The sequence below is a fragment of the Cupriavidus sp. BIC8F genome (assembly GCF_032465815.1).
Lineage (GTDB): Bacteria > Pseudomonadota > Gammaproteobacteria > Burkholderiales > Burkholderiaceae > Cupriavidus > Cupriavidus necator.
This window is the reverse complement of the sequence record NZ_CP136095.1, coordinates 2,798,054-2,809,973: the sequence shown is the minus strand read 5'-3', so window position 1 is coordinate 2,809,973 and position 11,920 is coordinate 2,798,054. Positions and strand designations below refer to the sequence as shown.

Below are 11,920 nucleotides of genomic sequence, written 5' to 3'. Positions count from 1 at the left end.
ATGAGACCGACCCCGACAACGCAAGACATTCTTGACCGCCACGAGACGAATCAGTCGAAGCCGCAGCAGTGGCACCGGTATTCGGATTCGCGGCTCGCGACGCTGGGGCAGCGTGTCGGGCTGGACTGTGGCACCGACGATGAAGAACTGAGCCACGTTGCAGTGCTCGGCTACAACTAATAAGAAGTTTGGGGCGGGGGGCTTTCGCCTTCCCACACCACTCATACGGGTTGCGAACTATGACGGCACTTTTCCCTGCTGGCTTCGGGGCGCATCCCTTCGGGCAATGTGAAATGCCACTGAGCCCGCTGGCCTTTGAGACGGATCACATCGAGGAGCGAAGAAAATGAACGAAACTCAAATCTGCTGTGGCATGGGACGGGTTGCCGAAGAGAGTCGCGTAAAGCGTCTGTTCCGTTGTCTGACCGTGGGATTATCGATTGCAGCGGCAGCGCTGCTCACCTCTCCGGCTCACGCCCAGGCGTCGAAGCTGGACGCGGTGCTGTCCAAAGGTAAGGTCGTGGTGGGCGTATCGAGTGAGTCGCCTCCCTTCGGTTTCGTAGATGAGAAGGGCGCTTTGACGGGCTTCGACATCGACGTGGCGAAGCTCATCGCCAAATCTCTCTTCGGCGATGAAAAGCCGGAGCGCATCGAGTTCGTCAAGCAAAGCTCGGCCGCGCGTTGGGAAAATGTGAACAGCGGGAAGGTGGATTTCGGCATCCATGTCGCAACCATCTTGCCGGACCGCGTCGCACGTGTTGCCTTCACCGAAGGGTATATTGATTCCGGCATTGTGGTCATCGTCAAGAAGGACTCCCCCATCAAGACGTTCGCAGACCTCGACAACACAAAGTACTCCACGGCCATCCTGTCCACGCCAGTGCAGGCAGCCCGAGCAAAGCAGTTCTTTCCGAAAGCGAAGCCGGTGGTATTGGACTCGACCGGCGCTCAGTTCACGGCGGTAAAGTCCAATCGGGTAGATGCCGCGCAACTGGATGAACCGGTCGCTCTCTGGTATGTGAAACAGAACCCGGACGTTCGCATCCTGGACCAGCGCATGTCCGCGGCCACGAACAACGCCATCTTTATGAAGCCTGGCGACTTTGCGTGGTGGCTGGCGCTGAACACGTATGTGTCAGAGATGCGCGGTGGTTCGCTCTATCCGGAGTACGCCGCCATTTATCAGAAATGGTTCGGCAGGAATCCTCCGAACGCGAAGTACTACGCGAAGTAACAGAAGCAGCCAGGGGGAGACGACATGCTATCGATTTGGATTAGCTGGCTCAGTTCAATGCTGGGCGAGTTCACGGATGGGTTCATCACAACCTTGACGGTGGTTGCCCTCAGTTTGCCTGGAGCGCTTGTTCTCGGTGCGATGGTCGCGGCAATGCGTCTCTCCAGCAATGTCGTGGTGCGAGCACCGGCATACGCAGTAATCGAGTTCCTTCGCAACACGCCGACGTTTGTTCTCATCCTGGTGGCCTACTACGGCCTGCCTTTGCTCGGTTGGCGCCTCGATGGAATTTTCTGTGGTGCTTTGGCCATCTCCATTCAGAGCGCGGCGTACTTTGCCGAAGTGCTTCGTGGCGGCGTTCAATCGGTACCGCGAACCCAATGGGACGCTGCTCGGGCTATTGGCATGAAGCCCAAGGCAGTTTTCTTCCGGGCGATTCTTCCTCAAGCGTTGCTGAAGGTCATTCCAAGCTTGGGCAACCAGGTGACGGTCCTCATCAAGGATACGTCGCTCGTCGCCGGCATAGGTGTGATCGACTTGACCCTCACCGGAAAGCTGACGATGGAGAGAACCGCCGCTTCTTATGAGGTATTCGTGGTGGTCGCCATCTTCTATCTGGTCATGACTACTGCAGTCAGCCTTTTCTTCCGGGCGATGGAAGGTCACTATCGGAGGAAGATGTGATGGGCACGACAGGATTGCTCAGTTCATTGCCGTACCTTCTGCAAGGAGCGGTGGTCACGCTTCAACTCGCCGTGTTCACGGTGGCGATTAGCTTCATCGTTGGTACTTTGCTGGGAAGTGCCGCGGCAATCGGGCCTCGGTTCGCCTCGTGGGTCATCACCCCGTACATCTATGTAGTAAGGGGTGTTCCGGTTCTGGTCCTCATTTTTGTCGCGTACTTCGCATTGCCGAAGCTCGGCGTCGAATTTCCACCTGTCTACGCAGCCGCGATTGCACTGGCAGCGTACTTTGCGGCGTTCGTCGCAGACATTGTCAGAGGTGCGATTCTCGCAGTTCCAAAGCTCCAGGTTGAGGCGGCGAAAAGCATTGGAATGATGCCTGGCCAAATCTTGAGGAAGGTGCAGTTGCCACTCGCATTGAGGTTAGCGGCTCCCCCACTAGTGACCAACGCTTCGATTGCTGTGAAGAGCACCTCGTATGCGTCCATCGTCGGTGTGTGGGAACTCACGTACGCATCACGCGAGGTTGTCGAGCGAACCCTAGAAGCGTTTCAGGTGTTCGCCGGGGTGATGCTCATCTATTTTGCTATCTGCTACCCGATTTCGCTCTTTGCTGTGCACCTGCAGCAGCGGCTCAAGTTCGACTAGTGCCACGGGCCATCGCATCAGAATTGAGGACTGTCCTATGAATGACGTAGCTGCAACCCGACCGATGATTCAGGTCCAGAAGGTGTCGAAGTGGTTTGGAGACTTGCGAGTGCTAGACGAAATCTCTTTCGACGTACGTGAAGGAGAGGTTGTGGTTATGGTCGGGCCGAGCGGCTCCGGAAAGTCCACGCTTCTGCGCTGCATCAACTTTCTTGAGGAGTTCCAGCAAGGCTGTATTTATGTCGACGGAAAGCCTGTCGGATACCGAAAAGGTGCTGAGCACGGAAAGCGAGTACGGCAGTCCGAGGCGGAGATTTCCCGTCTGCGCATGACTGCAGGTATGGTCTTTCAGAATTACAACCTATTCCCACACCGAACCGCACTGGACAACGTGATGATGGGGCCGTTGATGTTCCATCAGCGGGGCAAGGCTGAAATCCGAGACGAGTGCATGGCCCTCCTTGAGAAGGTCGGTCTTGCGGATAAAGCGTCTGCGTATCCATCGCGGCTTTCTGGCGGGCAACAACAGCGCATCGCAATCGCGAGGTCCCTTGCGATGCATCCGAAGGTCATTCTCTTCGATGAGGTTACATCGGCGCTTGACCCTGAGCTCGTCGACGAAGTACTTCGCACAATTCGAGACTTGAGCAAGGAAGGCATGACGATGATTATCGTCACCCACGAGATGCAGTTCGCACGTGACGTTGCAGACCGGCTCCTGTTTTTCTATCAGGGAAAAATTCTCGAGGACGGCAACCCGCGGGAAGTCTTCGCCAATCCAACCACGGAGCGGTTTAAGGCCTTCGTGCGGCGCTTCAGTCAAGGTCACCTTGCCGCAGCTTGATAATGCGCGGGAGGAGGGCTACGCATAATCGGGTTGTCAGGGATTTCGTGTGCATTTCGATGTCGCTGACCACCGGCCGTTTCAGGGAGTGAACCCGCCGTTTAACTGGCGGCGTTGATGATCTGTCCAAGGACGGAAACTGGCCGATATGCGTCAGCCCACGCGACAGACCAACCAACTCTGTACCAGCCCCAAAAAATAACCGCAGCCCGAAGCTGCGGTTATCGCATCCCGCCGGAGCAACACCCCCGGCCACATTAGCATCCCCACTCACTCCACCGGACAAATCTCTCCCGCCGTCCGGTCAAACTTCACCTTAATCATCGCCACCAGGCACCGGATACCAAAGCAAGCATCCGAACATTCGCTTTCCACTTCCAACAGCACCAGCACCCTGTCCAATCCAGCACTGATGCAATTCAGCGATTCCCGGCAATCTTCCGGATTGGCGATTAGGACCCTAGCAAAAATAACTTGAACAGTTGTCCTCGCGTCTATACGATGCGCACATGGATATCAGCGAGGCAGTCGAAGCGAAGTTTCGGGCCCTGCAGGCGCGCCTTGATGAGGCGACGTTGCGCCTATGGGCCGCCGCCGAAGCGCGCAGCCTGGGGCGTGGGGGCGTGAGTCTGGTGGCCAAAGCGATAGGCATCTCGCGCACCACGATCTATGCGGGACTGGCCGAACTCGAAGCGGCCGGTGGAGCGACGCGGGACATGACGGCCAAGCGCATTCGTGCCCCGGGAGGCGGGCGCAAGAGGCTAACTGAGCTCGATGCGAGGTTGTTGGAGCACCTGGATGCACTGGTGGAGCCGACCAGCCGGGGTGACCCGATGTCAGCACTACGATGGACGTGCAAGAGCACCACCCGTCTGGCCGAAGAGCTCAACCGGCTGGGGCATCGCGTGAGTCAGCGCACGATCTGCGATCTGCTGACGCAGACGGGCTACAGCTTGCAATCGGTGCGCAAGACACGCGAAGGCGCGCAGCACCCCGACCGCGACGCGCAGTTCCACTACATCGCCGACAAGGTGGCGCAGTATCAGCGCCAGCGTCAGCCGGTCATCTCGGTGGACACGAAAAAGAAGGAGCTGATCGGCGATTTCAAGAACGCTGGCCGCGAATGGCAGCCCAAGGGCCAACCCGAGCAGGCGCGTGTGCACGATTTCATCGACGATGAACTGGGCAAGGTTGCCCCGTATGGCGTCTATGATGTGACGGCCAACGAGGGCTGGGTCAGCGTGGGCATCAACCACGACACCGCCGAGTTCGCGGTTCAAAGCATCCGTCGCTGGTGGCTGGAGATGGGCCGTCCGTTGTATCCGAAAGCCAGGCGACTGCTGGTCACCGCCGACTGCGGTGGCAGCAACGGGTATCGTGTGCGGCTGTGGCGGGTGCAGTTGCAGCGACTGGCCGACGAACTCGGTTTCGCTGTGCAGGTGTGCCACTTTCCGCCGGGTACGAGCAAGTGGAACAAGATCGAGCATCGCCTGTTCTGCCATATCACGAACAACTGGCGCGGCCGACCGCTGTTGACGCGTCAGGTGGTAGTGAACCTCATCGGCAGCGTGAGTACCGCTGAAGGGCTGAAAGTGCGTGCGGAACTGGACGAGAACATGTACGACGCAGGTATCAAGGTCAGCGACGCCGAACTCGCTGCCGTGGCCATTGAGCGCGACGAATTTCATGGCGAGTGGAACTACCGCATCAAACCTCGAACATCTCGTCGCAAGACGTAATTGTTCAAGTTATTTTTGCTAGGATCCTTAAGACAGGTTGTTGTTTCGACGCGGTTTGTTCCTGCATTGCGAGCTCCTATCAAAGTTGGAAGACCCGCCTGATACCTGCATTAAAAGGGTGGCGGGCCTGACAGCGGGGGTACCAATACCGGCTCATTAACAGGATAGTCCGGCCAGCCTTGCGGCTGCCCCGCCCGGCCCGCCATTAAACTGAGGGATGTGGACGTGCGACTTTTGGCCGTATCAGACGGCCACCTGTAATGAGATCCGGGTTGGTACACCCGATCACCGTTGTCTCGGTGATGGCTCTAGTGTTCCCATCTCCGCCGTCTGTGGCGATCAGACGATTCGCAATCTTCCGGCGCTTCGCTGTCAGGCAGTTGCCTAGCGAATCCTGTCGAACCCACCAGCAGCCCAGCGCTCGGCGCTGTCCCGCGTCAGCCGAAAGTCGGGCCGCACCTTCACAGTCGCCAGCACATCGCCGAAGGCATCTTCAGCCGTGAGCGTGCCAAAGGGCTCGAATTCATCCGGCGTAATGGCGAGCTTCACAATCACAGCGCCGGACTCAGACTCGATACTGACCTGCTTGTTGAGCTGCGCATGCAGTTGTTGCTCATGCCGCCGGATTACCTCTGAAGCCGTCTTGACCAGTGTCTGGTGCGCAGTGGCATCCAGCGGCTTGGGATCGACCTTGTTACGCCCCATGGTCCAGGGACCGACCAGCGCGGGCTCGGCGCTGCCGTCGCGGATCATTTCGACTGCCCAGCCGTCGCCGTCCTCGTTCTTGATGACGCGGGCGGTCCAGCCCTTGTCTCGCCAGAGGCGGGGCTCGTGGATGGCGGTGGATTCGTGCTCGGGGAGCGCGTCGTCGGTGTGGTGCATCAATCTCGTGGTACGGGTCGGGGAACCCGCGAGGATACTATAGGGGCCGACTGGCAGAGTTCCGCCGTGCGTGGGGGCGCTTGGCAGACTGCTGAAATAGCCGGCCCGGCTGCGTGTTTGCTCCCCTCTCCCGCTTGCGGGAGAGGGGCCGGGGGAGAGGGCAGGCACCGGCATACCGACACGCGTCACTTCGTCGATACTCCGGCCCTCTCCCCAACCCTCTCCCGCAAGCGGGAGAGGGAGCACGCTATTGGTCTTTCTGGAGTCTTAGCACTTGCCAGCCATTGGCAAATGGTGGACAGGTTTAGCCGCGGCCTGCTAGCTCCGGCTGAACATCGCCTTCCTGATAATGGCATGCACGCCCCAGTTGCCATTGACCACCTGCGTGATGCCGAAATCCACCGCAACGGAGATGAGCGCGACCGCCTCGTCTTCACTCAGCCCCTTGACCGACATGAGGAAACGGCGTGTCTTGCGGAAGGCGTCGCGCATGGCGTCGTCTAGGGTGGATTTCAGGTAGATGTGGCTCTGTGCCATCTGGCCCAGTTCAGCCAGGTGGTTCGGCGAGCTGAAGCCATGCAGGATCCATTCGTCGGCGGTTTCCACCAGCGGGTAGCTCAGGTCGGCGAAGGGGGCGCCGCGTTCGATCATGGTGCTCTTGTGCAGGATGAGCTGGAAGTCACCGGTCAGCGAGCATTCGATGGCCGTGCCGCACAGCTCGGAGTCTCCCTGGGAGGCATGGGGATCGCCAATCGACAGCAGGGCGCCCGGTACGGCTACCCTGAGATAGACGCTGGCGCCCCGGGTGACGCGCCAGTTGTCCAGGTTGCCGGCGAAGCTGGAGGGCGGGATGGAGTCGATCAGGCCGTCCTGCGCCGGCGCCACGGCGATGACGCCGAAGTGGGGGCGGACCGGTATCTCGATATCGCGCAGCACGTCGTAGTTCTTGACGATGGTGTCGTGGTCGACCGGCACGCCGGGATAGTCGATGGTCGGGTGCAGCACGCCGAACGGATCGCGCTGCGGCATCCAGCGGAAATTGTAGACCGCGCGCGCACGGCTGTCGGCACGTTCGCAATCGATCTCGAAGACGGTGACCACTTCGCGCTCGCGCGGCTCGGTCAGCATGTCGCGATAATGAAAGCCCCACCAGGTCGCGGCGTTGCTGCCAAAGGCCCTGCCGGCAAAGCGCGGGTTGCAGCACGGGCGCGGGCGCACGTCGAGGATGCGCACCTCCAGCACATCGCCGGGCATGGCGCCGCGCACCGCGACCGGGCCGGTGCAGATATGTACGCCAAAGCCTTCGCCGGCGCCGCGGCCATAGACCGAGGCGTCGATGGGGCCCGCACCGCGCCGGTTGACGTTCTTCTGCTCTGCGGTCCAGTGAAAGACGCTTTCGGCACCGGCGTCGCCGTCGATCATGCGCTCCCGGTCGTCAGAGGCGTGCTGCGTCAGTGTTTCGATGGTGACGGTGTCGCCGGGCATGACTTCAAGCACTGGCGGCAGGTCGTGGCTGAGATAGCCCCAGTGCACGGTCTTGTCCGTGGCCTGCAGCCAGTGGTGCCGGCCTTCCGGGCGGGTGGCGTGCGAGCGGGCCTGGGTGATGGGGACGATGGTGGGCGCCGGTTGCAGGCGCGCAGCAGAGCCATCGTTGGCGGGCGCGCCAGGACTGGCGGGAGCCCGTTTTGCATGGGCCGGAAGCCCGCGGGAGACATTCTGCGGTGGGCGATGCTCGGGCGTGTTCGCCGTCTGCTCACGGTAGGCGCGGGGCGAGATCCCGAACTGTTCGCGAAACGCATGGCTGAAGTGCGAAGGGTCGTTGAAGCCCCAGCGATAGCAGATGTCGGAGACCGAGAGCTTGTCGTATTGGTGGTTGGCCAGGTCGGCCCGGCATCGCTCAAGCCGGCTGGTGCACAGGTAGGCGGAAAAGCTGCTGCCGGACTTCTCAAAGAGTTTCTGCAGGTAGCGGGCCGACATGCGCTCGTCTGCGGCGATGGCGGCGAGGCTGAGTTCCGGCTCGGCAAGGCGTGCGTCGATACGGCTGCAGACGCGCGCAAAGATGGCCGCGCGCGAGGGCGTCATGTCCGGCGGGGCGCTGGGCTGGCTGTCGGCCAGCGCGGCGTCAAGGCAGGCGGTCATGGTGTTGTCGAAGGGCTGGATGGCCTTGGCGTTTGCGGACACGATGGTATCGAAGCTGGCCGTCATGGACTGGAGCAGGCGGGCGAACAGTTCCGCCGAGTCGCCGCTCAACACCAGCGCGGAGCGAGGCAAGGGGGCCGTGATGCGTGCGCTGAGCAATGCCTGGCCGATATGCACGATCAGCATCCGGAAGCTGGTGGCCAGGGCCAGCCTGCGGGCGGCGTGTTCCGGCACGCAGACAACCTGCCCCGGCCGCAGCGGTTCACGCAGTTCCGGCGCAGCGAGGTGCGCTTCGCCTTCGGTCAGCATCAGCAGCATCAGGCCGCGGCCATCGCCGCTGGTGATGGCCAGCGTCTGGGGGACCGATGCAATGCAGGTCAGCTCGATGCCCGCGGGGTGGTCCGGGACTGGATCGTGCCGTGCAGGGTGTGATCGGCGCACAGGCTTTCGCAATGCAGGCGTGCGGCGCGGAGTTCGTCACGCCAGGCTGCGCCGCGCCGGTTGCGTGGATAGGCTTCGGTGGAAAAACGCAAAAGGTGCAATTGAGGCTCCCTGGCATCACGCTGCAACAGCGAAAACGGGCGGACATTGCTGTCCGCCGCGCATCCAAAGCATTTCTTGCGAAGGCCAGGCCATCCGCTAGCCGAACAGCAACTGCCCTCGCATCGCGGCCACCAGTACGAATCCCGCAAACGTGCCAAAGATGGCGAAGATCCCGCCGAGCACGTTCGGGGCCGGTATCGGCGCACGTACCGCAGTGTAGATAACGCCAGTCACCAAGCCAACGGCTGCGGCCTGCAGCTCGGTGCTGCCCAATGCAATTTCCACCATGTCATTCCCCAGTTTCATGAATTGCGCATGATTCAGCGGCTTTCCGGCGGCCGCCCAAAGGCGATGGTCCTGCGCCACGCGTGCACGATCAGATAGCCGATGTAGGTGAAGAGGATGGCGCAGATCCCGCCGGTGACGTTTGGCGCGGGGATCGGCAGGTTCAGCCAGGAATACAGCGTGCCGGTGACCAGGCCGACAATCAGTGCAACCAGTTCGTTGCGGCCTATATAGACGTATTGCATGTGGCGCTCTCCCATTGTTGTTGCGTTGATGGCTCAGCCCTTGTCCTTGGGCGGGAAGATCGAGCGCGGCATGGTGCAATGGATGCCCTGGGTGCCATCGACGACCTGCGTCACGCCGAAGTCAGCCGAGACGCTCATGAGCGAATAGGCATCGTCGCGCGAGAGTCCCTGTTGCTCGGTCAGCAGGTGGATCATGTCGCGGGCCGCGTTCTTGCCGGCTTCATCCAGGTCTTCATGAAAGCCATGGACGACCCAGCAATCCGGCGTTTCCAGTAGCGGCGACGGAAAGTGGAAGTCCTTGCGCAGGACCACCTGGAACAGGACGTTCAATGAGGCCTCGATGGCGGTGCCGCTGACCTCGCCGTCGCCCTGTGAGATATGCGGGTCGCCGATCGAGAACAGCGCGCCGTCGACCTGCACCGGGTAGTACATGGTGGCGCCCGCGCCGATGCGCCAGTTGTCGATATTGCCGCCATGCAGGCCGGGCTCGACGGTGGTGACGCGGCCGCGCGCATCGGGCGCGACGCCGGCCGTGCCTAGGTGCGGCCGCACGGGAACGCGCACGCCGGCCAGCGCGGGCTGCCGGCAGCATTCGCGTTCGTCGACGACCTTGCCGGGGATGGTCAGCTTGCCGGGATAGTCGAAGGCGTACAGCGCGTGCGCGGTGTTGGAGGCCTGGTCCAGCTCATAGATGGTGACCCGCTCCTTCTCGAACTCCTGGTAGAGCTGGCCCCAGTGCGCTGCGACATTGGCCCCGAAGCGGAAGCGGGGGATCATCTGCAGGTAGCGAACCTCAAGCACATCGCCGGGCTTGGCATCTTCGACAAAGATGGGGCCGGTCATGATGTGCACGCCGGGGTTGCGGTCGTCTTGGGGAATCTTCTGGTAGAGCTGGCGGATGGCATCGTCCATCATCAGGTCGGGGGCGTCGCCTGCATGGTGGGTCACGGCTTCGGCGCGAATGAGGTCGCCGCTTTTCACGGTCAGGGCGGGCGCCTTGGCGGCATCGAAGTAGCCCCAGTGGACGGTCTCGGGGCGGGCGGGCAGGTCGTGCAGCATGTTGTCTCCTTTGTTTTTTTGCAGCCGTGTCCGCAGCCGTTCACGCGGTAAACGGCTGGATTGATTGAGGTAATCAGGGACACTGGCTATGCGTGATGCTCATGAACCGCCGCGATTGAGAACGGCGGTTCGTGGCCAGGCAGGGTATGCCTGGTACCGCACGGCAGTCCTTCACGCGCCGCGCGGTGAGTCAATACTAGGAAGAGGGCGTTGCGGGGGAGTAGAGCGATTCACCCCAAACTCTTGTGTTGCTGCGTACTAAGGTAAACCCTCTCAGGCGCCAGCCTCAGTTCATTGCGCCTCGGGCCATTTCCCCTTGCGGGGAAAGCGCATATCGAACTCGGTGAACACGTGCTCCTCGGAGCGGCAGCTGATGCTTGCCCCCCAGCTGTTCAGCACCTTCTGGCAAAACGCCAGTCCGATGCCGGTGCCGCGATGCGCCGGGTAAGAGAAGAAGGGCTGGAACATCCGGGCCAGCACTTGCGGCGGCACGCCCGTGGCGGTGTCGCGGAACACCACATGGACGGCGTCGGGCCGGACCTCGCAGCGGATATGGATGGTGCCCTTGCCGGCCCGCTTGGTCGCTTCCAGCGCGTTCTTCAGCAAGTTGGTCGTGACCAGCCCGAACAACTGGGCGTTGCCCATCACGTAGGCGGGGCCAGGCAGGTCGACGGTGACCAGCTCCAGGTCGCTCTGCTCAAACGGAAACCGGCCGACAGCGTCGCGGATCACACCGCCCAGTTCAAACAGCTCCTGCGTGGCGTTGTCCGGGTTCTTGGAGTTGGCGACCAGCAGTTCAATGCTGTTGCTGATATGGGCCAGGTCTGACTCCATCCGGGCGACGGCCTGCATCAGGCCGTCGCGCAGCGGCGTGTCCTGGTCCAGGGCCGCCGGCAGCCGCGCCTTTAGGCCCCTGGCAGTCATGGCCAGGCTGGTCAGCGGCGTGCGCAACTCGTGCGCGACGGTGGCCAGCGCGGCGGCCATCCCGCGCCGTTTCTGTTCGGCCAGCAGCTGGCGGTCCATCTTGATCACCACCAGCACCGCGATGACAAAGCCGATCACCGGCAGCTGCAGCAGTACCGGCTCCCACGGGATTCCGCCCATGGAGTTGCCCGCCAGCACGAACAGCGCGATGGCTGCCGCAGCCCCTGAGAACAAGGCAATGGTCGCGAACGCGGTGTTGAAGTGATACAGGATCACCACCGCGATGATGACCGATTCGGCCCACACCATGGAGCCGCCATTCTCCAGGTAGAAGAAGATAAAGGCGAACGGCAGGCCTACGGTAATGGCAAAGAGCGCATAGGGCGGCAGCCAGCGCCGGTCCGAGAAGGCGGAGGCGAACAGCAGCGGCACGAACAGCGCGGTGCAGACCAGGCGCAGCCAGAGGTTTTCATAGGGCTGCGGGAAGATGTAGGACCAGATCACGTAGTACAGCGGGTGTCCGATCACGCCCAGCGCGCCCACCATCTGGATCCGGCGCAGCCGGATGACGCTCTCCTCGTCCAGCAGGGTGGCCCGCGCGGCGGTCTCGAACACGGTCTGCCACGCATGGCGGGCGACGCCGGCAAGTGAGGTGCGGCCGTCTTCCGCTTGCGCTACCTTTGCATCCATCTCCA

11 protein-coding genes and 1 pseudogene are annotated in these 11,920 nt (G+C 61.7%); 6 read left to right on the top strand and 6 right to left on the bottom strand.

The window, feature by feature from the left end:
* From RS901_RS33090 to RS901_RS33060, 6 genes are all read left to right on the top strand, one after another.
* Window positions 1–180 (top strand): hypothetical protein, encoded by a 180-nt coding sequence (locus RS901_RS33090; protein ID WP_316154880.1) that lies wholly within the window; start codon window positions 1–3, stop codon window positions 178–180.
* A gap of 166 nt (window positions 181–346) precedes the next feature.
* Window positions 347–1,234 (top strand): transporter substrate-binding domain-containing protein, encoded by an 888-nt coding sequence (locus tag RS901_RS33085; protein ID WP_316154879.1) that lies wholly within the window; start codon window positions 347–349, stop codon window positions 1,232–1,234.
* A 24-nt stretch (window positions 1,235–1,258) separates the two neighbouring features.
* Window positions 1,259–1,918: an amino acid ABC transporter permease gene (locus RS901_RS33080; RefSeq protein ID WP_316154878.1), complete on the top strand. Its 660-nt coding sequence runs from the start codon at window positions 1,259–1,261 to the stop codon at window positions 1,916–1,918.
* Window positions 1,918–2,565 carry an amino acid ABC transporter permease gene (locus tag RS901_RS33075; protein WP_316154877.1) on the top strand — a complete coding sequence of 216 codons (648 nt, stop codon included), beginning with the start codon at window positions 1,918–1,920 and terminating at the stop codon, window positions 2,563–2,565. Before RS901_RS33080 ends, RS901_RS33075 begins: the two co-directional genes overlap by 1 nt.
* A gap of 37 nt (window positions 2,566–2,602) precedes the next feature.
* The gene (locus tag RS901_RS33070; protein ID WP_316154876.1) at window positions 2,603–3,409 is read left to right on the top strand and encodes an amino acid ABC transporter ATP-binding protein; all 807 of its coding nucleotides are present in this window, start codon (window positions 2,603–2,605) and stop codon (window positions 3,407–3,409) included.
* A gap of 509 nt (window positions 3,410–3,918) precedes the next feature.
* The gene (locus tag RS901_RS33060) at window positions 3,919–5,148 is read left to right on the top strand and encodes an ISAzo13 family transposase (protein WP_316149395.1); all 1,230 of its coding nucleotides are present in this window, start codon (window positions 3,919–3,921) and stop codon (window positions 5,146–5,148) included.
* Between the two features lie 384 nt (window positions 5,149–5,532).
* On the opposite strand, the gene RS901_RS33055 is transcribed toward RS901_RS33060, so the two are convergent.
* The 6 genes and pseudogenes from RS901_RS33055 to RS901_RS33030 all read right to left on the bottom strand — a co-directional run bounded on the left by RS901_RS33055 (window position 5,533) and on the right by RS901_RS33030 (window position 11,915).
* On the bottom strand, window positions 5,533–6,030 hold the full coding sequence (locus RS901_RS33055; protein WP_316154874.1) for a hypothetical protein: 498 nt from the start codon (window positions 6,028–6,030) through the stop codon (window positions 5,533–5,535).
* Window positions 6,031–6,348: 318 nt separating this feature from the next.
* Window positions 6,349–8,711: pseudogene (locus tag RS901_RS33050) on the bottom strand (acetamidase/formamidase family protein).
* Between the two features lie 97 nt (window positions 8,712–8,808).
* Window positions 8,809–9,018, bottom strand: a complete 210-nt coding sequence (locus RS901_RS33045) for a DUF1427 family protein (protein ID WP_316154873.1) — start codon at window positions 9,016–9,018, stop codon at window positions 8,809–8,811.
* Window positions 9,019–9,032: 14 nt separating this feature from the next.
* On the bottom strand, window positions 9,033–9,242 hold the full coding sequence (locus RS901_RS33040; protein ID WP_010812532.1) for a XapX domain-containing protein: 210 nt from the start codon (window positions 9,240–9,242) through the stop codon (window positions 9,033–9,035).
* A 33-nt stretch (window positions 9,243–9,275) separates the two neighbouring features.
* Window positions 9,276–10,301 carry an acetamidase/formamidase family protein gene (locus RS901_RS33035; protein ID WP_316154872.1) on the bottom strand — a complete coding sequence of 342 codons (1,026 nt, stop codon included), beginning with the start codon at window positions 10,299–10,301 and terminating at the stop codon, window positions 9,276–9,278.
* A 291-nt stretch (window positions 10,302–10,592) separates the two neighbouring features.
* The gene (locus RS901_RS33030) at window positions 10,593–11,915 is read right to left on the bottom strand and encodes a sensor histidine kinase (RefSeq protein WP_013952136.1); all 1,323 of its coding nucleotides are present in this window, start codon (window positions 11,913–11,915) and stop codon (window positions 10,593–10,595) included.
* Window positions 11,916–11,920 lie beyond the last annotated feature (5 nt).

What these genes read in the sequence shown, in the direction of transcription:
- RS901_RS33060 (WP_316149395.1), top strand. Translation starts at nt 3,919, where the DNA reads ATGGATATCAGCGAGGCAGTCGAAGCGAAGTTTCGGGCCCTGCAGGCG.
- RS901_RS33055 (WP_316154874.1), bottom strand. Translation starts at nt 6,030, where the DNA reads ATGCACCACACCGACGACGCGCTCCCCGAGCACGAATCCACCGCCATC.
- RS901_RS33080 (WP_316154878.1), top strand. Translation starts at nt 1,259, where the DNA reads ATGCTATCGATTTGGATTAGCTGGCTCAGTTCAATGCTGGGCGAGTTC.
- RS901_RS33075 (WP_316154877.1), top strand. Translation starts at nt 1,918, where the DNA reads ATGGGCACGACAGGATTGCTCAGTTCATTGCCGTACCTTCTGCAAGGA.
- RS901_RS33090 (WP_316154880.1), top strand. Translation starts at nt 1, where the DNA reads ATGAGACCGACCCCGACAACGCAAGACATTCTTGACCGCCACGAGACG.
- RS901_RS33045 (WP_316154873.1), bottom strand. Translation starts at nt 9,018, where the DNA reads ATGAAACTGGGGAATGACATGGTGGAAATTGCATTGGGCAGCACCGAG.
- RS901_RS33085 (WP_316154879.1), top strand. Translation starts at nt 347, where the DNA reads ATGAACGAAACTCAAATCTGCTGTGGCATGGGACGGGTTGCCGAAGAG.
- RS901_RS33040 (WP_010812532.1), bottom strand. Translation starts at nt 9,242, where the DNA reads ATGCAATACGTCTATATAGGCCGCAACGAACTGGTTGCACTGATTGTC.
- RS901_RS33030 (WP_013952136.1), bottom strand. Translation starts at nt 11,915, where the DNA reads ATGGATGCAAAGGTAGCGCAAGCGGAAGACGGCCGCACCTCACTTGCC.
- RS901_RS33070 (WP_316154876.1), top strand. Translation starts at nt 2,603, where the DNA reads ATGAATGACGTAGCTGCAACCCGACCGATGATTCAGGTCCAGAAGGTG.
- RS901_RS33035 (WP_316154872.1), bottom strand. Translation starts at nt 10,301, where the DNA reads ATGCTGCACGACCTGCCCGCCCGCCCCGAGACCGTCCACTGGGGCTAC.